This is a genomic window from Sulfurihydrogenibium subterraneum DSM 15120 (assembly GCF_000619805.1).
Classification (GTDB): Bacteria; Aquificota; Aquificia; order Aquificales; family Hydrogenothermaceae; genus Sulfurihydrogenibium; species Sulfurihydrogenibium subterraneum.
On the sequence record NZ_JHUV01000010.1, the window covers coordinates 40,463 to 63,465 of the forward strand.

Annotated in this window: 22 protein-coding genes; 12 read left to right on the forward strand and 10 right to left on the reverse strand. The window is 31.3% G+C overall.

What is annotated here, in order from left to right:
* Positions 1-19 precede the first annotated feature (19 nt).
* Complete coding sequence (locus Q385_RS0104600) at positions 20-664, forward strand: TorD/DmsD family molecular chaperone (RefSeq protein ID WP_028950539.1); 645 nt, start codon at positions 20-22, stop codon at positions 662-664.
* A complete protein-coding gene (locus Q385_RS0104605; protein WP_028950540.1) occupies positions 654-1,736 on the forward strand; it encodes a 4Fe-4S binding protein in 1,083 nt (360 codons plus the stop codon). The genes Q385_RS0104600 and Q385_RS0104605 overlap by 11 nt, the downstream gene beginning before the upstream one ends.
* On the opposite strand, the gene Q385_RS0104610 is transcribed toward Q385_RS0104605, so the two are convergent.
* From Q385_RS0104610 to murD, 9 genes are all read right to left on the reverse strand, one after another.
* On the reverse strand, positions 1,720-2,433 hold the full coding sequence (locus tag Q385_RS0104610) for a methyltransferase domain-containing protein (protein WP_028950541.1): 714 nt from the start codon (positions 2,431-2,433) through the stop codon (positions 1,720-1,722). The two genes, Q385_RS0104605 and Q385_RS0104610, sit on opposite strands and share 17 nt — an antisense overlap.
* A complete protein-coding gene (locus Q385_RS0104615) occupies positions 2,420-3,064 on the reverse strand; it encodes an alpha/beta fold hydrolase (protein WP_028950542.1) in 645 nt (214 codons plus the stop codon). Before Q385_RS0104615 ends, Q385_RS0104610 begins: the two co-directional genes overlap by 14 nt.
* Positions 3,061-3,798 carry a 6-carboxyhexanoate--CoA ligase gene (locus Q385_RS0104620; RefSeq protein WP_028950543.1) on the reverse strand — a complete coding sequence of 246 codons (738 nt, stop codon included), beginning with the start codon at positions 3,796-3,798 and terminating at the stop codon, positions 3,061-3,063. The genes Q385_RS0104615 and Q385_RS0104620 overlap by 4 nt, the downstream gene beginning before the upstream one ends.
* Positions 3,795-4,187: a PaaI family thioesterase gene (locus tag Q385_RS0104625; RefSeq protein WP_028950544.1), complete on the reverse strand. Its 393-nt coding sequence runs from the start codon at positions 4,185-4,187 to the stop codon at positions 3,795-3,797. The genes Q385_RS0104620 and Q385_RS0104625 overlap by 4 nt, the downstream gene beginning before the upstream one ends.
* Position 4,188: 1 nt before the next feature.
* Complete coding sequence (locus tag Q385_RS0104630; RefSeq protein WP_028950545.1) at positions 4,189-4,794, reverse strand: L-threonylcarbamoyladenylate synthase; 606 nt, start codon at positions 4,792-4,794, stop codon at positions 4,189-4,191.
* Positions 4,760-5,548, reverse strand: coding sequence for a 3-methyl-2-oxobutanoate hydroxymethyltransferase (gene panB, locus Q385_RS0104635; RefSeq protein WP_028950546.1), 789 nt, complete (start codon positions 5,546-5,548; stop codon positions 4,760-4,762). Before panB ends, Q385_RS0104630 begins: the two co-directional genes overlap by 35 nt.
* A 214-nt stretch (positions 5,549-5,762) precedes the next feature.
* A complete protein-coding gene (murG, locus tag Q385_RS0104645; protein WP_028950547.1) occupies positions 5,763-6,797 on the reverse strand; it encodes an undecaprenyldiphospho-muramoylpentapeptide beta-N-acetylglucosaminyltransferase in 1,035 nt (344 codons plus the stop codon).
* A complete protein-coding gene (gene ftsW, locus Q385_RS0104650) occupies positions 6,797-7,894 on the reverse strand; it encodes a putative lipid II flippase FtsW (protein ID WP_028950548.1) in 1,098 nt (365 codons plus the stop codon). Before ftsW ends, murG begins: the two co-directional genes overlap by 1 nt.
* Positions 7,887-9,161 (reverse strand): UDP-N-acetylmuramoyl-L-alanine--D-glutamate ligase, encoded by a 1,275-nt coding sequence (gene murD, locus Q385_RS0104655; RefSeq protein WP_028950549.1) that lies wholly within the window; start codon positions 9,159-9,161, stop codon positions 7,887-7,889. The genes ftsW and murD overlap by 8 nt, the downstream gene beginning before the upstream one ends.
* A 183-nt stretch (positions 9,162-9,344) precedes the next feature.
* Between murD and dnaJ the strand changes: the two genes are divergently transcribed.
* The 10 genes from dnaJ to Q385_RS0104705 are packed head-to-tail and all read left to right on the forward strand — an operon-like array spanning position 9,345 to position 21,767.
* On the forward strand, positions 9,345-10,493 hold the full coding sequence (gene dnaJ, locus Q385_RS0104660; RefSeq protein WP_028950550.1) for a molecular chaperone DnaJ: 1,149 nt from the start codon (positions 9,345-9,347) through the stop codon (positions 10,491-10,493).
* A 4-nt stretch (positions 10,494-10,497) separates the two neighbouring features.
* Positions 10,498-10,923: a heat shock protein transcriptional repressor HspR gene (locus Q385_RS0104665; RefSeq protein ID WP_028950551.1), complete on the forward strand. Its 426-nt coding sequence runs from the start codon at positions 10,498-10,500 to the stop codon at positions 10,921-10,923.
* Positions 10,920-11,732 carry a 50S ribosomal protein L11 methyltransferase gene (locus Q385_RS0104670; protein WP_028950552.1) on the forward strand — a complete coding sequence of 271 codons (813 nt, stop codon included), beginning with the start codon at positions 10,920-10,922 and terminating at the stop codon, positions 11,730-11,732. The genes Q385_RS0104665 and Q385_RS0104670 overlap by 4 nt, the downstream gene beginning before the upstream one ends.
* Entirely contained in the window at positions 11,695-12,399 is a 705-nt protein-coding gene (gene deoC, locus Q385_RS0104675) for a deoxyribose-phosphate aldolase (RefSeq protein WP_028950553.1), read from the forward strand. Before Q385_RS0104670 ends, deoC begins: the two co-directional genes overlap by 38 nt.
* A complete protein-coding gene (gene ligA, locus Q385_RS0104680; protein WP_028950554.1) occupies positions 12,365-14,470 on the forward strand; it encodes an NAD-dependent DNA ligase LigA in 2,106 nt (701 codons plus the stop codon). The genes deoC and ligA overlap by 35 nt, the downstream gene beginning before the upstream one ends.
* The gene (locus tag Q385_RS0104685; RefSeq protein WP_211245384.1) at positions 14,467-15,102 is read left to right on the forward strand and encodes a phosphoribosyltransferase; all 636 of its coding nucleotides are present in this window, start codon (positions 14,467-14,469) and stop codon (positions 15,100-15,102) included. The genes ligA and Q385_RS0104685 overlap by 4 nt, the downstream gene beginning before the upstream one ends.
* 44 nt (positions 15,103-15,146) lie before the next feature.
* Positions 15,147-16,040: a class I SAM-dependent methyltransferase gene (locus Q385_RS0104690; protein WP_028950556.1), complete on the forward strand. Its 894-nt coding sequence runs from the start codon at positions 15,147-15,149 to the stop codon at positions 16,038-16,040.
* Between the two features lie 30 nt (positions 16,041-16,070).
* Positions 16,071-19,007, forward strand: a complete 2,937-nt coding sequence (locus tag Q385_RS0104695; RefSeq protein ID WP_028950557.1) for a glycosyltransferase family 2 protein — start codon at positions 16,071-16,073, stop codon at positions 19,005-19,007.
* A 13-nt stretch (positions 19,008-19,020) separates the two neighbouring features.
* On the forward strand, positions 19,021-20,256 hold the full coding sequence (locus Q385_RS0104700; protein ID WP_028950558.1) for a glycosyltransferase family 2 protein: 1,236 nt from the start codon (positions 19,021-19,023) through the stop codon (positions 20,254-20,256).
* A gap of 8 nt (positions 20,257-20,264) precedes the next feature.
* Entirely contained in the window at positions 20,265-21,767 is a 1,503-nt protein-coding gene (locus Q385_RS0104705; RefSeq protein WP_028950559.1) for a tetratricopeptide repeat-containing glycosyltransferase family 2 protein, read from the forward strand.
* Here Q385_RS0104705 and serS read toward each other — a convergent pair.
* Complete coding sequence (gene serS, locus Q385_RS0104710) at positions 21,750-23,003, reverse strand: serine--tRNA ligase (protein ID WP_028950560.1); 1,254 nt, start codon at positions 23,001-23,003, stop codon at positions 21,750-21,752. The genes Q385_RS0104705 and serS overlap by 18 nt on opposite strands.

The following is a 23,003-nucleotide window of genomic DNA, read 5'->3' on the forward strand; positions in this document are numbered from 1 at the left end:
TTTACTTTAGGAGAAACAAATGGATGAAAAAATAGCAGAAAACCAAGCAAGGATAAACATGTACGCTTTTTTATCAAGACTTTTAGTTGAAGAAATAGATGAGGAGCTTCTAGATAAAATAAAATACACTCCAGAGTTGCTAGAACTTTTTCCAAACACAAAAGAGTGGGAAACCTTTAAAACAAAAACAACTAAACAGCTTATAGACGAAGACCTAAATGTAGACTATACTACTGTTTTTATACTTAATGCATACCCTTATCAATCTGTTTTTATGAACGATGAAGGGCATATAAACCCTACTCCTACAAATCCTACCTTACAGTTTTATTTAGAAAACGGTTATGAGATAGACCTAAATAAAACAAGAGTCTTATCTCCAGACCACATAGCCATAGAACTTGAATTTATGATAACACTTATAAAAGAGCAACTTACCGCCTATTCAATTAATAACCCAGAAGAAGAAAAAAAATATTTACAACTTCAAAAAAGATTTATGGAAGAACATCTATTACAGTGGGCTCCTATATACTTACTGGCGGCAAGGGATATGGCAGAAACGCCTTTTTACTACGACGTTTGCCAGACAACCTTAGAGTTTATAATGTCAGACTATGAATACATACTACAGCAGTTAGAGGAATTTGAAAATGTCAGTTAGATTATCCTTTGATATATACTCCTGCGTAAGAGTTTACTACAGGTATGCAGACTGTAGAAAGTGTGTTGACGTATGTCCTGTAGAAAACACTATAACTTTAGAAAACGACAAAATAAAAGTAAACTATGAAAACTGTATAAACTGTGGTGCCTGTGTAGGAAACTGTCCTACAGAAAGCTATAAAATTCAAGGTTTTGATTTACCAGAATTTTACTCTAAATTTATCCAAGAAGAAAACAACTTAATAAGCTGTAAGTTAAACGTTCCTTGTCTTTCCGCCTTAGATGAAAATTATCTAACAACTTTTTGTATAGAAAAAGAGAGGGATATTGTCTTAGATATAAAATACTGTCAAACCTGTAGTATAGGAAAACAGTTAGACTTAATTAATAAAAATGTAGAAAAAGCAAATTATATACTTGAAGCTGTAGGCGTAGACTATAAGGTCAAAACAGAAGAAGTAGGCTACCAAAAGCCTGAAAGTAAAGAAAACAAAAGAAGGTCTTTTTTAAAGATGTTTGTAAAACAGACAGCTTCTTTAGCCTTTTGGGCAGTTGCTGAAAAACTTCCACCTATTGATGAGTCTCAAACAGGAGACAGAGAGTTTAAAAACATAGTAAGTGAAAAAGTTTATCCTATTAAAAGAGAGATTTTAATCAATGCCTTATCAAAGTTAGATACAGAAGGTAAGTACTTTGAAGTAGATAAAATCGAGTTTTCTTCTGATAAATGGATAGACAACAACTGTACCAACTGCTCTATTTGTTATAATGTCTGTCCTACAGGAGCTCTAACATCAAGTGATAGTAAATTAAAAGTTCTATTTAGCCCTTCTTTATGTATTAAATGTAGAATATGCCACGACGTTTGCCCAGAAAAATGTATCCACTTGGAAGAAAAACTTTATGTGTCAGACTTTGTTTCTAAAAAGTATAAAGTTTTAGCTGAGCATGTTATGATACCTTGTAGCGAGTGTTTAGTGCCATTTTCTTACAAAGGAGATACGACGGTCTGTCCAAGATGTAGACAGCTTGAAGATGAACTAAGAGAGCTTCTTAAGATTGGAGATTGACTGCTTTTATAAAAACTACATTAAAGTTTAACAATAAAGGTTTTTTATACTCTGAAAACTTTTTGTAAATCTTCCTTTTTTCTCCTATTGTACTTCCTGCTTTTCCTACTGAAGAACCTGTAAAATGAAGATGTAAAAGTAAATCTAATCCAGATTTAAACTCTAAGTTGTATTCTTTTGTTTCTAAATGCTGTATATTATAGTTTTTTGATAAAAGTTTAGTTAAATTTTCTACAGAGATAAAGTCAAAGTTTTTTTCTCCTAAAATCTTTTCAACCACTTTAAAGCTGTTTTCTACTGGCATACAGAATAAAAATTTTCCATCTTTCTTTAAAACTCTGCTAATTTCATTAAAACTTTTTTCTAAATTAGTCCAATGTAAAGCAAAGTTAGACACAGCATAATCAAAAGTGTTTGATTTAAAAGGTAGATTTTCTATATCTCCAACAATAATTTTTGGATTTTTATCTTTATAACTTTTTGCCATACTAAAAGATATGTCTAAACCTATAATATTTTTATTTAAAAAACTGGTTAATATTCCCGTTCCACAGCCTAAATCTATACCTAATCCATATAAATCTTTTGAAAGGTTTGCCAGTTTAATGGCAGTCTGTTTCTGAACGTAAATTTGAGTTTCATAACTTTTAATAGCTTTCGTGAAAGATATCTTTATTCTACTTTTACTGACAGACAACTTCCAACAAGTCCCTTTCTAAAAATGGTGCATGATGAGAGTCAAACAGATAAAGTTGACTGTTTTTTATTTTTTGACTGGTAAAAAATGCAGCTTCTTTGTTTACTATTGTGTCTTTTATACCGTGTATTATGTGAGTTTCACATTCTATGCTTGGTAAAATATCTCTAAGGTCTAAGTTTATAAAGTCGTTAAGCAGTGCAATACTGCCATCTTTTTCTGGAACAAGGCATCCAGGGTCTTTTTCTACAGCTGATATTCTAAAATTTTTAACTGTTTTTTCAAAATCTTTTTTAAGGTTTATCATAAACGCTTTTATACTTGCCTTTGGACTTCCAAGTTTTTCATCTTCAAATTTAGGACTAAAACCTATAAGTACTAATTTTTTAATATTTTTATTTTTTAAAGCAGTTAAAACGCTTACGGAAGCTCCTAAAGACCATCCTATTAAAGTTGTAGGCTGGTTAATACTATTTGATATGTAATTTGAAAAAGATTCTATAGATATAAATGTATAATCTTTATTTCCACCGTGAAAAGGAAGGTCTAAAAACTCTGCATTATCTAAGTAAAAGTAATCACTCCATACATTCTTAGAAAAACCCCATCCGTGAATGAAAATTCTTCTCACTGTAAATCCCCTAAATTTTTTATCAAAAATGCTTTTTTTTCTAAGTATTCATAAAGATCTTCTATATTTACTGTATCCTTTACAAAGTATATTCTACCACCTTTTTCGTTTGATTTTTGTTTTAATGGGTTTATTCTGTAGTAGGTTGTTTTGGTTGCAACATATCCAATTGTATAATCTGGGTCATCTGATATACAGTATTCTGCTACTATACTTACATGGTTTAGATTTTTTGTAGCCAAGGCTATTGCATCTACTGTTCTTTCTGTGTATCCTTTTTCTTTTAAAAGTTGTGTAATACTCTCTCTGTCTTCAAAATCTACGTTAACTGTTCTTACGCCTCTTATTTTATCCTTTTCTAATCTTTCTCCTGATAGACTTACTATCATTGCACCTCTCATATTTTCTCCATCTGCAGCTCCCTGATGAATCAGATCTATATACTTTTCTGCTACTTTTTTATCTACTCCTTGGTTTTGCAAAATTTCAACCGCTACTTTATTGCCTTCTATCCAATCTTTAACATTAAATGTTTTTATGTTTAGGCTTTTTTCTATGTAGTGTAAATCATTTATCTTTTCGACCTTTATGTTTAAAAAGTCAAAATCTTTAGGTCTTTGGGAGAGCTGGCTTATAACAATAGGTAAGTCCTCTTTTAAAACTATTCTCTCAGCTCCTGAAATGTGTTTTCCTTGTAAGCTTGCTCTCATTTTTACAGAGAAGTACTCTTTCATTCCAGTACGTGTTTATCTAAAACGTAGCATTTAAACAATCCTTCAAAAAACTGCTGATTAGAATCTTCTATGTGTCCTACTACTTTAACTGTAATTTTCTTTCCTTCTTGAGATATTACTTCACTTTGAAAAATTGCATTTTGACCTAACTTCAGTGGTTTTAAAAACTTTACTTCTGCACCGCCTAAAACTACATTAGGGTGGTTCACTGTTAACATAGCACAGTAGTCTGCAGCTGAGAAGATGAATCCTCCGTGTATAAGTCCTTTTTCGTCTGCTACCATTCTCTCGTCTGTAATTAGTTTCACTGTGGCGGTTTTGCATTCTTCTATGGATACAGGGTATCCACTTAGAGAGTTGTCTATCTTATGGTGAGTTTTTATCTGCATTTTACAACCTCTTACTTCCTTCTCTGATTACTTTTATTTTACCGTTTTCTACTTTTACTATGGTTGATGGAACATTTTTTTCAACCTTTCCACTGTCAACATAAAGGTCTATACTGTCTTTAAAGTATTCTATCGCTTTTTCTATGTCTTCAGCGGGTGTTAAGTCTGATGGGTTTGCACTTGGAGCTACAACTGGTCTTCCTAACTCTTTTAAAAAAGATAGAAAAACAGAGTCATCTGGAATCCTAAAGCCTAATGAGTTTTTGCCTCTATGTAGATACTGAAACTCTCCTTTATGGTCTTCTACATCAAATATTACGGTAATACCTTTTTTATTTAAAATCTTTTCTCCTTGAGGATTAGGTTTTATGTTAAATTTTTTTAAATCTTCCGAAGATGGTATTAGTATGATAAAAGGTTTGTCTTCTGGTCTTCCTTTGAGTTTGTATATTTTTTCAACGGCTTGTTTGTTTAATGCGTCTGCAAGTATGCCGTAAATTGTGTCTGTTTTTGCAATAACTAATTTTCCTTGTTTTATGTAAGGGATTGCATCAAAAAGGTTATTTGATACTTTAATATGAGTATTCATCTGTTGGAAATTTTCCATCTTTTACCTCTTGATTGTAGGAAGATAGAGCCTGTTTTATTAGTTTGCCTGCTTCAAGGTATCTTTTTACAAACTTAGGTGTTTTTTCAAATATTCCTATCAGGTCGTGGAAAACAAGTACTTGTCCATCTGTATCTTTTCCAGCTCCTATGCCTATGGTAGGTATTTTTAAGCTATCTGTTATTGTTTTTGCTAAATCTGACGGGACAGCTTCTAACACTATAGAAAAAGCTCCAGATTCTTCTAATGCTTGTGCATCTTCTAATATTCTTTTTCTACTGTCTATGGTTTTACCTTGGACTTTGTAGCCTCCAAAGAGGTTTATAAATTGCGGCGTTAATCCTAAATGTCCCATTACTGGTATTCCTATGGATACTAATTTTTTTGTGATTTCTAAAACTATTCCAGCTCCTTCTAACTTAACTGCGTTTGATCCTGATTCTTTTATTACTCTACCTGCATTTTTAACAGCTTCTTCTACTGAGGTGTGATAACTCATAAATGGCATATCTACAACTATAAAAGTGTTTGGAGCTCCTTTTCTAACAGCTTTAGCGTGATAAATCATTTCATCTAATGATACTGGCAGAGTTGAGTTGTTGCCTTGAATTACCATCCCAAGAGAATCTCCAACAAGAATGGCATCTATTCCAGATTCTTCACAGAGTTTTGCAGACCAGTAGTCATAGGTAGATATCATAGTTATTTTTTGCCCTAACTCTTTTGCTTTAAAAAACTGTGTAATGTCTTTCAAAATGTTTTTACTCCGAAAGTTAGCTTTGAAAATATTATATATGCTAATAGTGAGTTTTTCCAGAATGTAAGTCAGAAAAAAAGAAAGGTGGAGGATGTTTAGAAGAATGAGCTAAAATTCCTTCATAGTCGGGAGAAAACCGAGATTTTTGAAGGCGGAGGATTTAGCGTTGTTGACTTCAATTCCCTCATAGTCGGGAAAATCTAAAAAAATTTTAATTTCTATAAATATACTCAATAATCTTCTCTGTTGCAGAGAGGATAGAGTGTTTCTTTATTTCTTGGTGTAGTTTTAACAAATCGTTGTTTAAAGACTGCTTTATCTTTTCCTTTAATGTGTCCTGCGTTAAATCTTTCTCCTCAATTATCTCACACAAACCTAAATCATAAAGCCATTTAACGTTATAAAACTGATGGTTAGAAGCTGCGTAAGGATAAGGTATAAATATAGCGTACTTTCCAAAGGCTAAAATCTCGTTTACAGTTCCAGACCCGCTTCGTGATACGATTAAGTCCGCCTTTTTATACAGCTCCTGCATGTTTTCGTAGTAATCGTAAACAGTTAGATTATTAAGTTTTGGCAACTCAACTTCCCACTTGCCTTTTATCAAGATAAATTCAATTTCTGGTAGAGTTTTTGCAAGGTTTACAGTTATTTCAGATAGCTTTTTAGACCCTTGACTTCCTCCTACAACTAAAACAGTTTTTTTATCTGTAGGTGTGTAGATATAATTTTTAGCTTCTTCTATTATGGCTTTTCTAAGGGGCATTCCTGTTAAAAATGTTTTTTTAGGATTAAAAAATTTCTTTGTGTAATGGAAAGTTATAAATATTTTTTTCGCAAAGAAAGACAGTAAACGATTTGTGTAAGATGGGATAGAGTTTTGCTCGTGAATGTATAAAGGAGTTTTCGTTAAAAAAGATGCAAATCCAAGAGGAAAAGAAGTATATCCTCCAAAACATATTGAAAAATCAGGTTTTTCTTTTTTTATTAACTTTTTTACTTTAAAGGTTGTTTTTAAAAGAGAGTAAATCCCTTTAACTTTTCCAAAAAGTCCTCTTCCTCTTACAGCTTCCATTCTAAGTAGTATAACTTCGTCTGCGTAGGCAAAACCTTTTTTAGCTTCTATCCCTTTGTCTGTCCCTACGTATATTACTTTATAACCTTTTTCTTTTAAAGCCTGTGCGACAGATAAGGCAGGATAGTAATGTCCTCCTGTTCCACCACCAGATATAAAAACAGTTTTCATCATTTCCTCTTTACAAAACTTACTTTTACAGGTTCTTTAGATATTCTTAAAAGTATGCCAATATAAACAAAAGACATTAAAAGAGAAGACCCTCCATAACTTATAAAAGGCAGTGTAAACCCAGTAGAAGGAAAAAGGTTAAGATTTACAAACATGTGAAACACTGCATTTAAAGTGATAATGTAAGTTATTCCTAAACCTAAAACCTGTGTAAAAAGGTCTTCTTTTTCTAAAGAGATTTTAACACCTCTGTATAAGATAATAAAAAATAGAAATATAACCAAAGAAGTTCCTATCAATCCTGTTTCTTCTCCTAAAAGGGAAAATATGTAGTCTGTATGAATCTCTGGAAGGTAGTTTAACTTTTGAGTTCCCATTCCTATTCCTTCTCCAAAAGGTCCTCCTTTTGCAAAGGATAACATAGCCTGATATGGCTGATATCCTTCTTTTGAAGATGGGTCAGGGTTAAGCCAGCCTTTTAGTCTGTTGAAAGCATAATTACTTTTTAATATAAAAAACATCACAAAAACAGGAATAATAAAAAATACAGGTGTTAAAACGTATCTAACCTTTAAAGGAGATGAAAAAAGAATCAAACCTGTAAGAATAAATAGAAAAAGCGCAGCTCCCTTGTGTGGCTCAACTGCCACAAGTAGCCCTATCAATCCAACAATAAAGTATATAACAACAACAGGTTCAAAACTGTCTAACTTATCTTCTTTCCGTGATAAATACTTGGCTATAAACAAGACAGTGGCAAACTTTACAAACTCTGAAGGTTGAAACTTAAACAAGCCTAAGTTTATCCATCTTTTTGTTCCTGTTCCGTCAGATGGTAAAATCAAAACAACTATCAAAAGGATAATAGAAATTATAAATATAAGGTAAGCATTTTTTTTCCAAAAATCTATAGGAATAGAAAAAGCAACGATTAAACCAATTGTTGCAATTATCAAAGAGAGAATGTGTCTTTTAAGATAGTAAAACGGGTCAGAAGTAGCGGTATAAGTAGCACTGTAGATGGCAACTAAACCTATTATAACAAGTAAAGCAAAAGATATAAATAAAGCCCAATCTATATAAAAACTTCTAACCATTTTTACTTTCCAAACTTTTTACGATACTTATATACTGATTTCCTCTGTCAGCATAACTTTTAAACATATCAAAACTTGCACACCCTGGAGATAGTATTACAGTATCTCCTTTTTCGGCATTATTGTAGCTTTTTATTACAGCATCTTCTAAACTGTCTGCAAGTTCTACCTGAGTGTAATTTTCTATCATACTTTTTATCTGTTCTTTGTCTCTTCCTATGATTATGGCTTTTTTTACTTTTTGTTTTAACTTGTCTGATAAAGCAGAAAAGTCTCCTCCTTTGTTTATACCGCCTAAAATCAGTATTACGTTTTTATCAAAGCTGTCTATTGCCTTTTCAACTGCTTGGACTGTGGTAGCTTTTGAGTCGTTATAAAAAGAAATACCGTTTATACTACTTACAAACTCTATCCTGTGGGGAAGAGGTTTAAACTCTTGAATAACTTTTAATACACTATCTAAATCCAGTCCATACAGATAAGATACAAGTAAAGATGCCATTACGTTTTGAAGGTTGTGAAGTCCTACCAGTAAAGTTTTAACTTTAAACTCTATTTTTTCTTTTTCTTGAAGTACAAGTCTGTATTCTCTTGACCCTTCAATACCTTTTAGGTAAATCCCTTTTTTGTCCTCTGGAAGCTGATTTAATGAAAAGTAGTAAATCTGACTTTTTGCTTTTACTTGTCTTAGACAGTTGTCATCGTAGTTTAAAACAAGATAATCTTCCTCTTGTTGATTTTTAAAAATTTTAAACTTTGAAAGAATGTAATGTTTCATCTTTTTATGCCAATCAAGGTGGTCTTTTGATATGTTTAGTATAACCGCTATTTTAGGTTTAAATCTTTTGGTAGAGTAAAGTTGAAAAGAAGACAGTTCCAATACTGCAATTTCGGTTTTATTATCCGCTTCTATAAAAGGTACTCCGTAATTTCCCCCTACAAAAACACTTTTTCCAGATAGATTTTTAAAAATCTCATACACTAGCGACGTAGTGGTAGTTTTACCATCTGTTCCTGTTATTCCGATAATGTCTCCTTTAAAGAAGCTACAAGCATACTCTACATCTGAGATTATCGGGATTTTATTTTTTCTTGCAAATTTATAAATCCTGTGATAAAAGGGAATGCCAGGAGAAACTATTATAAGCTGTGGATTTAAGTTTGTTAGACTATCTTGGTCATCTATTATTACATTTTCTATCTTTTTTTCGTCTAAAAACTTTTTTACCGCTAAGCCAGTTTTCCCTTTTCCGTAAATTAGTATCATTTATAGTTAAACTCCTATAAGTTTCGCAAATTCAAATTATAATTATATATCATAGCAAGCATAAAAAGGCTGTAAAAAGAACTTTTTAAATTTATTCATCTATTTTTAATAAACTTGACAATAACACACTAAACCTTATATTATAGTTATATAACAAAGTTTTAACAAGAGGTACTGATAAGTATGGCAGAGAAAAAAGATTATTATGAAATTTTAGGCGTTAGCAGGAATGCAACTCAAGATGAGATAAAAAAAGCGTACAGAAAACTTGCAAGACAGTACCATCCAGACTTAAACCCTAACAACAAAAAAGAAGCTGAAGAGAAGTTTAAAGAAATAACAGAAGCTTATCAAGTTTTATCTGACCCTGAAAAAAGGAAAATTTACGACCAGTTTGGCCATGCAGGATTAAGTGGTAGCTATCAAGACTTTTCAAAACAGTATCGTTATCAAGATATAGGTGGAATAAATATTGAAGATTTATTTGAAGATTTAGACGATATATTTGGTTTTGGATTTGGAAAAAGAAAAAGCTCAAGACAACAAAGAAGACAGACTTACTATCAACCAGAAAACGGTGCGGATATATACCAAACTGTTACAATATCCCTTGAAGATGCATACAACGGTACAACCTTAGAGTTAGAAGTTCCAAGATACGTAATATGTGAAGCCTGCGGTGGAACTGGAGAAAAAGCAGGGTCAGAAGCAAAAGTTTGCCCAACTTGTGGTGGAACAGGAGAAGTATATCAAAATTTAGGTGGATTTTTAAGACTGTCTCAAACCTGTCCAACCTGTGGAGGAAAAGGTGTAATCCAAGAGCCTTGTGAAGTTTGCAACGGTAGAGGCCTTGTTATAAAGAAAGAAATAGTAAAAGTCAGAGTTCCACCAGGAGTTGACAATGGCTCTAAATTAAGAGTTCCCGGTAAAGGACACAGTGGAAGATTTGGCGGTGTACCAGGAGATTTATGGATTGTAATAAATGTTAAACCTCACTATCTCTTTGAAAGAAAAGGAGATAACATTTACTTAAAGGTAAATCTTTCTGTAGCAGAAGCGATAGAAGGCACAAGTTTAGAAGTACCTCTAATAAATGGAAAAACAGAAAAAGTTGAAATAAAACCCGGAACACAACCCGGCGATAAGATAAGACTTTACGGTAAAGGTATGCCAAGACTAAAACAGTCTGGATACGGAGATTTAGTTGTAGAAGTAAACGTTGTAATTCTTTCAATAAAAGAACTATCAAAAGATGCTAAAAAATGTGTAAACAAACTTAAAGAAGAACAAAAAATAACAAATAGATTTTATAAATCCAAGTTAGAGGTTTAGGGCTATGAAGGACAGAAGAAAAGAACCTTTATATATGATAGGAACAGTTGCAAAGATGTACAACATCCATCCTCAAACCCTAAGACTTTACGAAAAAGAAGGGCTCATCGTTCCTTCACGGACAAAAGGTAAAACAAGAATGTACTCAGAAGAAGACTTAGATAGACTTGAGTTTATACTGTTTTTAACAAGAGAGATGGGTGTTAACCTTGCCGGAGTAGATGCAATTCTTAGAATGAAACAACAGATAGAAGAACTTCAAAACCAGATACAGCTTCTTTTAACAAAAATTCAAGAAGAGATTAGAGAAAAGTACATAAACGACCAAACCCAGCAACAAAACGCTTTAGTTCAGCTTCCAAAAGTAGAAATAATGAAGATAGAAGAGTATATTTATAAAAAGTATAAAAAGAAAAAGGGTGATAAATGAAAAAGTATATATGTGAGATAGCTTCGGAATTATTTGAAATATTCTTAGTAGAACTAAATGGATACGGTGTTGAAATTTTAAACAAAGATGAAAATTTAACACTTTTTGCAATTTATGATTATGATAAAGAAACTATACTCAATATTTTTGAAGATTTAGGCAGTGGAAAAATAGTTTTAGAAGAAGAGATAAAAGAAGAAGACTGGGAAGAAAAGTGGAAAGAAAACTTTAAAACTATAGAAATTCCACCTTTTATAGTAATTCCTGAGTGGGAAGTCTATCAAGGAAATGATTTAATTCCTATAAAATTAAAAATAGCTATGGCTTTTGGAACAGGACTACACCCTTCTACTCAGATTATGCTATCTTTAATCCCAAAGTATGTGTCCCAAGGAGATAAAGTTATTGATGTTGGATGTGGAACAGGAATTTTGTCTATAGCTTCAGCAAAACTTGGAGCAGAAGTAGATGCAATAGATATAGAGAAGGAAGCTGTAGAAGAGTGTAAGATAAACAGCTGGGAGAATGAGGTAAAAGTAAACTGCTGGCAAGCAAGTATAGAAGATATTAAAAACAGCTATGATATTGTATTGTCAAATCTTCAAATGGAGATTTTTGATAAGTACTTTGATAGACTAAAAAATCTGTTTAAAAAATACTGGTTAATCTCTGGAATATTTAAGGACGAAAAAGATAAAATATTAAAGATGGCTGAAGATAATGGGTTAGAGGTTGTTGAGATAAAATCAAAACCAGAAGAAGGAAAGCCCGATGACCTATGGCACGGATTTGTTATCAAACATAAATAAGTACATAGACCATTCAGTATTAAAACCATACATAACCTATCAAGAAGTTGAAGATCACTGTATCAAAGCTTTGGAATACCAATTTGCATCAATTTGTATAAACCCTTTTCATGTTAAAATCTGTAGTCAAATACTAAAAAACTCTACAGTATCTGTCTGTAGTGTTGTAGGGTTTCCTCTGGGGCTAAACACAATAGATATAAAAATTAAAGAAGCTCTACAGTCTATAGAAGACGGCTCAAGAGAGCTTGATATAGTCTGGAACATATCAGCCTTTAAAAGCAAAGATTATAAATATGTAGAACAAGAGTTAAAAGAAATAATAAAAAATACGCCAAACATTATCCATAAAGTGATTGTTGAAACAGCTTACTTGAGCCAAGAAGAAAAGAAAATAGCTTTAGATATAGTAATAAATGCCGGAGCTGAATACATTAAAACAAGTACAGGTTTTGCTGATAAAGGAGCTGATTTGCAAGATGTTTTAATGTGGAAAGAGTTAGCTGGCAAAAAGATAAAAATAAAAGCATCAGGTGGAATAAAAGATTTAAAAACAGCTTTAGAGTTTATAAAAGCAGGATGTGATAGAATAGGAACAAGTAGTGGTATAGAGATAGTTAAGGAGGTCAGGGATGTACTCAGAGGAGACTCAGAAAAAACTTATTGAGAAAACAAGAGAGTTTTTAAGCCTTGATATAAAATCAATAGATAGAAAAAAAGCAGAAAGTATTGTAGAAGATTTAAGAGAAGTTATAAGGTTTCATGACTGGAGGTATTACGTTTTAGCACAGCCTGTAATATCTGATTATGAGTATGATAAACTTTTTAAACTTTTAAAGGACATAGAAAGTAAGTATTCTGATTTAATAACTCCAGACTCTCCTACGCAAAGAGTTCCATCTGAAATAACAAAAGTATTCCCACAGGTAAGACACCTTACACCAATGTTATCTTTAGATAACTCATACAATGAAGCTGACTTAAGAGATTTTGACAGGAGAGTAAGGGAGCTTACAGGACTTGAAAAAGTTGAGTACGCAGTTGAACCAAAGTTTGATGGAGCTGGAATATCTCTTATCTACGAAAAAGACCTTTTTAAAAGGGGAGCTACACGAGGAGACGGAGAAGTAGGAGAAGACATAACAAACAACCTAAAAGTAATTAAATCTATTCCTTTATCGGCAAAGTTTTCAACCTACGGTATAGATAAAGTTGAAATAAGAGGAGAAGTTTTAATAAGAAAAGACATCTTTAAGAAGATAAATGAAGAAAGACTCGAAGAAGGTTTACCCCTTTTTGCCAATCCCAGAAACGCAGCTGCTGGTTCAATTAGATTACAAGACCCTAAAGAAGTAGCAACAAGAGGACTTGAAGCTTTTGTTTATCAAATAACCTATGCTGAAAAAGACGGTAAAAACTTACTTGGAAGTGTTTTAAAAAAACATTCTGAAAATATAAAGATGCTACATTTATTTGGATTTAAAACACCTTACGAGGTTTTAAAAGTATGCGCTGGTATTGATGAAGTAATAGACTACTGTAAAGAGTGGGAAAGAAAAAGGGATACCTACCCTTATGAAATTGATGGAATGGTTATTAAAGTAAATGATATTAGCCTTTATGAAAAATTAGGATTTACTTCACACCATCCAAGATGGGCTATAGCTTTTAAATTTAAAGCAAGACAAGCCACAACAAAAATATTAGACGTAGTGTTTCAAGTAGGAAGAACAGGAGCTATAACACCAGTTGCAAAATTACAACCAGTAGAGATAGGTGGCGTAATCGTTTCATCTGTATCACTTTTTAACGAAGATTTTATAAGAGAAAAAGATATAAGAATAGGAGATACAGTTTTAGTAGAAAGGGCTGGAGATGTAATACCTTATATAGTTATGGTTATAAAAGAAGCAAGAACAGGAAATGAAAAACCTATAGAGTTTCCAAAAAACTGTCCTTCCTGCAGTTCACCACTTGTTAAACCAATAGGAGAGGCTGTTTGGAGATGTGTTAATATAAATTGTCCTACACAAGTAATTGAAAGAATCATTCATTTTACTTCAAAAGATGCAATGGATATAAAAGGACTTTCAGAAGCTACAGTTAAAAAGTTTTATAAAATTAAACTTTTAAAAAGTATTCCAGATATTTACAGGCTTGATTTTAAAATTATAAAAAATCTTCAAGGATTTGGAGAAAAGTCAGCAAACAATTTAAAACAGGCAATAGAAGAATCAAAAAATAGACCTTTATACAGACTTATATACGGCCTTGGTATAAGGTATGTAGGAGAAGTTACTGCAAAAACCTTAGCATCTGCTGTAAACTGTTTAGAAGACCTTAAAAATTTCACAATAACAGATTTAATGAAGCTTCCTGATATTGGTGATAAAATCGCAGCTGAAATTTATAACTTTTTCCATAACCAGCAAAACTTAAAAATGATACAAGAGCTAAAAGAGTTAGGCGTTAACGTATGTAATCCTAAAGAAGAAAAGAAAGGTAAGTTGGCAAGTTTAAACTTTGTGTTTACAGGGACATTAAAATGTTGTAGTAGAGAAAAGGCAAAAGAAATTGTAGAAAGTTTAGGAGGAAATGTCCTTGACACAGTATCTAAGAAAGTCCATTACTTGGTAGTAGGAGAAGACCCAGGAAGTAAGCTACAAAAAGCACAAAAAATAGGAACTATAAAGATTATTAACGAAGAAGAGTTTTTAAAAATGATTGGTCAACAATGAGAATATTTAAAGATAGAGAAGAAGCAGGAAAGCTTTTGGGAGAGTTTTTAAAAAGTATCAACTTTGATAAAGAAAACACTATAATTTTAGCTATTCCAAGAGGTGGAGTCCCAGTTGCCTACCAAGTAGCAAAAACTTTAAACATACCATTTTTATTGGTAATAGTAAAGAAGTTAGCACCTTTATCTGACCCTGAGGCTGCATTTGGAGCTATAGCACCCGATGGTACAGTTTATGTAGATGAATATCTAATGAGATATATGGGAGTAAAAGAAGAAGAGTTAGAAATTGTTAAGGAAAAAGCACTCTCAGAAATAAATAGGAGAATTAAAGATTATTTAAAAAACAAAGAACCTGATGTAAAAGGTAAAGATGTCATCATTATAGATGACGGGATAGCAACTGGCTATACAGCAATGGTCGCTGGAATGTACGCAAAGAAAAAGGGGGCAAAAAGAGTATATTTAGCAGTTCCTGTTTGTCCTACAGACGCTATAAACAGGGTTAGAAACGTTTTTGACGATGTATTTTGTTTACACCAAGTAGAAGCTATATTTTTTGCAGTAGGGTCTTATTACCAAGATTTTCATCAATTAACAGATGAAGAGATGTTAAGATATATACAAGCTTAAAAATTTTTAAAAGTTTTTCGATACTGTAATGAAAGGGGAAAGATATGTTAGAATTTACAGGAGAAAGATATATTCCAGATTTGAAAGAAGCACAGATAAGCTATGAGCACTGGCACAGATACCTTTATGCATCTTACTTTGCCAAAGACAAAGTCGTATTAGATATAGCTTGTGGTGAAGGTTATGGTTCTGATTTTCTATCTAACTATGCAAATAAAGTTATAGGTGTTGATATTGATAAAAATAGTATAAATCATGCAAAGAGTAAGTATAAAAAAGAAAATTTAGAGTTTATGACTGGTAGTGTATCAAATATTCCAATAGAAGGAAGTAAAATATTTGATGTTATAGTCTCTTTTGAAACAATAGAGCATGTAGATGAAGAAACCCAAAGTATGTTTATACAGGAAGTTAAAAGATTGTTAAAAGAAGACGGTATTTTTATTGTTTCTACGCCTAATAAAGAAGTCTATACAGATAAAACTGGTTTTAAAAATCCTTTCCATATAAAAGAATTTTATATAGATGAGTTCAAAGAATTTTTAAAAACATACTTTAAAAATGTTAAACTTTTGGGTCAAAAAGTATATCCAGTATCTTATATATGGGATATGGAAGAAAAAAACAACACTTTAAAAGAATACAAAATAGAATTAAACGAAAATGGCTTTCGCCCTACTAATAAACCTAAGGAAGTTTTACTTGTAATTGCTATTTGTTCTGACCAAGAAATCTTAGAAAATCACAACTCTATTTTAGTAGATTTAAACGAAACTTTAACAACCAAACTAATTAAAGAGTATCTTGATTTGTTACACAGATTAGATTTAGAAAGAAAAGTCATAAATAAACTAAACGAAAAAATAGCTTTCTTGGAAAATAAAATAAACAGACTTGCAGAAAAAATAAGGCAAAAAAAGAAAGATGATAGAGAGTAAAATCTGAGTTATAAATATGGAGCTTCCAAGATGAAAAACATACCTAAAGTATCCGTGTTAATACCTACCTATAATAGACCTTACTTCTTAGAGCAAGCTTTAGAGAGTGTTATAAATCAGACTTTAAAACCTTATGAGTGTATCGTTGCAGATGATAGCTCAAATCCTACAGAAAGTCAAAAGAATTATGAAGTTGTTAAAAAGTTTTCAGAAAAGTATCCTTTCGTAATTTATCACAAAAATGAGAAAAATTTGGGACCTGCAGGAAATTACAAAAACCTTTTTAACCTTGCGTCAGGAGATTTTATCCACTTTCTTGGAGATGATGATATTTTAAGTCCTATTACTTTAGAGCTTTTAGTCAAACCTTTAATAGAAGACCCAGAGGTTAAAGTATCAGCAGGAAAAACTTTATTTGTAGATGAAGATTTAAATATTGTTAATTCAAATATGTTTATAAATCATTATAAAATGCAGCGAAAATACTTTAAGAATAAAAAAGTAAATGGTAAAGAGTTTATAGAGGACAGTTTGAAACATTTAATCAACTCGTTAGGGTCTTTTTCTGGTTTTATGTTTAGAAAGAAAGACGTAAGTTTTGAGCTTTTTAAACATGAAGATTTTGAGTTTGTAGCAAATGCAGATTGGTTTCTATGGATGAGTTTGGCAAAAGATGGATACCTATATTTGTATAACTTTTTTACAAACATGTTTAGAGTTCATCCAAGTCAAGATAATTTACAAATAAGTACTCAAGAAAAAGGACGAAGGGAAATCTTATATTTTTTATCTTTAAAGTTTTTAGATTACCTGAAAGTAGATAAAGATAAAGTAAATAGAAAAGCTAACGTAGAAGAAGTTATATTTGGAACTTATTTTTATTATAAACCTATTCTTGAAAGAGTCTTAGACTTTTACAAACAAAACTTTCTTAAAGATGTACAAGATTTAAGTTTAACAAGAGCTGGATTTAGTATAATCATTATAACCTACAACTCAAGTCAGACTATACTAAACTGTTTAGAATCTATAAAAAGTAGCCTTTTAACTGCTCAAGACGAGATAATAATTTTTGATAATAACTCAAAAGATAACACTGTAGAATTAGTAGAAAACTTTAAAGAAGCAAATAAACAGATTAATATTAAACTGATTAAAAACCCAGAAAATATAGGATACTCAAGAGCTATAAACAGAGCTGTAGATTTATCTCAAAATCAATACCTTGTTTTTCTAAACCCTGACACAGAAGTTATATCTAAAGACTGGTTAAATCAGTTTTACAAAGTTTTAAAAAATAAAAATGTTGGTATGGTAGGAGCTGTATCTGACGTTGCATTTTACAAAAATAAAGTATCTACATACACAAACCTTTTAGGAATATTAGATGACCAAACACTTGAAAAACATTTAAAGCTGTTTTATTCTGGTAAAAAAATAAAAACTGATTCACTATCAGGATTTTGTATAGGAATAAGAAAAGATACTTTTTATAATCTTGGAAAGTTTGATGAAGACCTAATTTTAGGTTTTGATGATTTTGATTTTTCTTTAAAAATGCAAAATTCTGATTTAAAACAGATAGTTTTACCCTCTGTTTATATAAAGCATTACGATCATAAATCCTTTGAAACAGATAAAGAAAATGCAGAGAATTTAAATAAAATCAGTTTATACAACTTTATAAAAAAACTCATAAAAACGTATGGATACGGCAACGTTCCAACACCTTTTGATTTATTTTTAAAAAAAGATAAGGTAAAAAATGCACCTTTTTACCCATTTCCTTTATCAGAAGGAAGATACAGGTTTGTTTTTGACTTCTTTAATGAAGGTAAAGATAAAAACTTTTTTAAAGAAAAAGCAAAAATAATCAAAAGAAAACCTTACATAACAATCATAACGGTAAATTACTTCTCTTCTGATTATTTAGAAAAGCTCTCAAAATCTATAGTAGAAAATCCTTATCCAAATATAAATTTTGTAGTGGTTGACAACTCAGAAAATGAGGAAGAGTATGAAAAGTTAAAGCTAATTCTTGAAACTACTTTTAAATTTAAAGATGAAAATACTAAAAAGTATTTCCTAATAAAAAACAAAAATACAGGTTATGCAGGTGGTAATAACCTTGGAGTAGATTTTGTAAAACAAAATCTTCCTGAAACAGAGTATATTTGGATATTAAACCCTGATACTATTTTATCCCAAAATGCACCTTTAGAGCTTTTAAGGACTGTCGAATACACAAATGCTGACGTTGCTACTTGTAAGATTTTAATGTATGAGAATGACAATGTCCAATATGACGGAGTAAGAGTTTACATTAATGGTCTTGAAAATCATAAAGATTATGGTCTTTTTAGACCTTTTGCTTTAAGCGGTTCAAATATTTTTATAAAAAATCAGGCATTAGAAAAACTTCCAAGACCTTTATTTAATGAAGAATACTTTTTATACTTTGAAGATAATGAGTTGTTTATAGAAATGCAGAAAAGAGCTGTAAAAGTTATATACACCCCATTTACATTCATAAGACATAAAGTAGGAGCTTCTACACAAGGGTATTACTATAATCCTGTAAGCTACTATTATATATGCAGAAATCAGTTATACATTTACGATAAGTATGAAAAAGATAAAATTGTCAATTATCGGAGAGTAATGGACTATCTTATTGAAACAGCTAAAAATTCAATAGTTTTAGAGGATAATTACTCACTTAGCTTTTTAAAGGCTGTTTATGACTACTATAAAAGTATAAAAGGTAAGCAAGTAACTATTTTTTTAGACAAAAATGCTGTAAAAGAAAAATTAAAACAATTAGAAGAGTCTTCTTTGAAAGAAATAAATTTAGATGCTAAAATAGAATACCTATTTTTAAAAGCATATTTAAAACCTAAAAATCTCAAAGCTATGTTAAAATTTGTAGAGGAAGTTTTAAAAAAGAAATATCTAAAGTTTATATAAAGGGGGCTTTAATATGAAAATTACGCTTGGAATTTTAAACACTATCAAAGGAGAAAATCCTGTTAGGGAAGAAGTTTTAGAAAGTATTCAGGACAATTTAGATTATTTTGACCAAATTATTTTCACAGGTAATGAGAGTTTCTTTGAAGACTCAGAAATAGAAGCTGAGTGTCTAAACTTAGACACTGACAATAAAGCAGTAATGAGAAACGCTATTTTAGAAAATGCAAAAAATGAGTATATCTTCTGGATGTCTGATACAACTGTTTTAGAGTTTGATATGATTCCAGAGATGATGGAAAATTTTGAAAACTATGAAGATGTAGACATAGTATATCCCAATATGTCTATAGTGGATAATAGTGGATTAGAAACTCCTGTTATACTTCAAGACCTTTATAACAAAGAAACTGACTTGCTTATGAGTTTAAAGATTGAAAAATACTTTCCTGAGTATGGAATAATCACAAAAAAAGATTTATTCAACAAAACTGGAAAATTTGATGAAGAGTTTGAAGATTATGAATTTTATAACTTTTTGTATCAGAATATAGACAACATCAGGTTAAAACTTGCAGAGTTTAACTACGTGGTTATTCATCATTCTGAATCTTTTATAGATACTTCTTTTAGAAGCTATGGGCTAAGAAAGGCTATAAAAAAATATCCTTTATCAAAATTTTTCCCTAAATTAAACTGGGAAAACGAAAATTTAGCGTTAGCTACAGCTTATACATCTATAGGAGATGTTTTATCTGATTACTTAGACTACTATAACGCATCTCAACATTACAGACAAGCAGCTTTAAGCTTTCATAACAAAGTATCTCTGTTTAAGCTTGTAAATACATACTACAAGATGGGACTGTTTGATGAAGCTAAAAAGCTTTCTACTCAAGACCAAGGTTTTTCTGAAGATGAAATAAAAAATTTGATTTATCAGATAGATAAAACACAAGAGTTAATAACAGCCATAGAAAAAGCGATAGAAGAAGGAAAACTTCAAGAGGTAATAGCCTCAATTAACGATGTAGCATCATTCTATTCAGGAGCTCCAATATACAACATCTTAGGAATTATAGAGTTTTACAGTGGTAATAAAGAAAATGCTTACAAATACTTTTACAAAGCTGCAACTATGAACCCTTTAGACGAAAACATTATCCATAACCTTACAGATATGGCTAACATGTTAGGTAAACAAGAAAAAGTTAAAGGACTGTTTAAAAGATTACTTGGAGAAGTTTAAATCTTAATATGGATATAAAAGTTTCTGCTTGTATAATAGCTAAAAACGAAGAAAAAAACCTACCAAGACTGTTAGAAAGTATAAAAGGAAAGTTTGACGAGATAGTGCTTGTAGATACAGGCTCAACTGATAAAACAGTAGAAGTAGCAAAGTCTTATGGTGCTAAGGTTTACCATAGAGAGTGGAATGGATTTGCAGATGCAAGACAGTATGCTGTTGATGTGGCTACTGGTGATTGGATATGGTTTTTTGATGCTGATACAGAGTTAGAAGAAGAAGAATATGAAAGATTTAAAAGAATACTGCTATTTATAAAAGACCATCAAGAATACGAAGGGATAGGGACTGTTTACAAAAACTTAGGATTAGATGGAAATGTAAAAAGTCTTTCTTCTACAGTTCACATTCATAAAAAACATCCCGACTTAGTCTGGGAAGGAAAAATTCACGAGAGGGTAGTAAATAAAAAAGCAGGTACTATTTTAATACCGCCTATGAAGGTTCACGTTTTACATTATGGATATGCTGAATTTAACACTCAGATAGAAAAGGCAAAAAGAAACCTAAGACTACTGTTTGATGAGTTAAAAAAGTATAAAGACACAAAAAAAGAGTACTACGTTAACATTTTTTACATTATCCAATCTTATAGTGTACTGGCTTCTACTATAGACTTGAAAAAATACTCAAAAAAAAGTATAAGGTACATAAAAAAATTTTTAAACTATAAAGATAATATTCCAAATATCAGCACTTTTAAAAAACATTTTTACGTCTATGCAATTAGAGTTTACATCTCTTTAGAAGATTATCAAGAAGCTAAAAAACTTTTAGATGAAGCTTTAAAGATAGATGAGTTTTATCCTGATTACCATTATCTATTTTACACAGTTTACGAAGCTCAAAAAGATACTAAAAAAGCGGTAGAAAGTCTTATTAACTTTATTTTAAGTATAGACAAATCCTCAAAGATGTACGGCATTATTTCTGATTATATAACTTACAAGGAGAAAGTAATTTCTGATTTAGAAAGTAAAATACTTTCCAGTGAAGATAAAGATTATTTCAAAAACATTTTAAAAGACCATTGGAATAAAACAAAAGGTGAAAACATAGGAAGAGTTTTTTTTAGAATTATTAAAGAAGAAAATCCGAAGGAAGCTCTGAAAGTTATTAAAAAAGTGGCAACTATCCATCAAAGTAGTGAAGCTTACTCAGACCTTGGAGAGTATTATTACAAAAATAAAGAAATGGAAGATTCCCTTAAGAACTTTTTAAAAGCTTATGAGTTAAATCTATTTAACATAAAAGCTAACAAGTATCTATCTTATTTATACCTTTCTTATAAAGATTACGAAAAAGCATTTTATCACGGCTTAAAGTATCTAAACCTAAGCCGTGATTTTGATTTTATCAACAATTTAGAAATTATAGCTAAACTATCTCAAAATCCTAATTTAAAGGAAAGTTTCGAAAATTTAAAACAAAAAATTTCACAGGTAGTCTCTTAAAACTTTTGGTATTTCAAAGGTGCCATCAGGTTTTTGGTAGTTTTCCATAATTGCAAGTAGGGTTCTACCTACTGCCAGTCCTGAACCGTTTAGCGTATGTACAAAGTGATTTTTACCTTCTTTGTCTTTGTATCTAATCATCGCCCTTCTTGCTTGAAAGTCTTCTGTGTTAGAGCAGGAAGATATCTCTCTGTATCTGTTTTGGGAAGGTATCCAAACTTCTATGTCGTATGTTTTTGCTGCAGAAAATCCCATATCACCACTGCACAGTAAAACAACCCTGTAAGGAAGCTCCAAGAGTTGAAGGATTTTTTCTGCTTCGTTTACTAACTTTTCAAGTTCATTGTAGGACTCTTCAGGTTTGACTATTTTCACAAGCTCTACTTTGTCAAACTGATGCTGTCTTAAAATACCTCTTACATCTTTTCCGTGGGAGCCTGCCTCTTTTCTGAAACAAGGCGTGTAAGCTGTATAGTATTTAGGGAGCTGGTCTTCTGGAATAATCTCGTCTGCATACAGGTTTGTTAGCGTCACTTCTGCAGTTGGTATTAAGTATAAATCTTCATCTTCTATTTTGTATAAATCTTCTTTGAATTTAGGAAGTTGTCCTGTTCCTTGTAATGTTTTAGATTTCACAAGTAAAGGTGTCCAAACTTCTGTATATCCGTGCTGTTTTGTGTGTACGTCAAGCATAAAGTTTATTAAGGCTCTTTCTAACCTTGCAGCTTCTTTAAACATTACGGTAAATCTTGAACCAGAGAGTTTAGTCCCCCTTTCAAAATCAAGGATACCAAGTCTCTCTCCTATCTCAAAGTGTGGCAAAGGTTCAAAGTCAAACTTTCTTGGCTCTCCCCATCTTCTGACTTCTACGTTGTCATTTTCATCCTTTCCAATAGGAACGTCTAACGCTGGAAGATTTGGAATGTAAAGCATTAGATTGTTAAACTTTTCTTCTATAGTGGTTAACCTTTCTTCTAAGTACTTAATTCTTTCTCCTATTTCTTTTACTCTTTCTTGTATCTGGGTTGTGTCTTTACCTTCTTTTTTGTATATAGGGAAAAGTTTAGATTTTTCGTTTCTTTCAGCTCTTAAATCATCTATCTCTTTTTTTATCTTTCTTCTTTCTTCATCTATTTCAAGGAGTTTATCAATCATTTGAGCATAAGAAGTGTCTCTTGTAGATAGTCTTTCTTTTACAAAATCTGGTTTTTCTCTAATTAGCTTTATGTCCAGCAT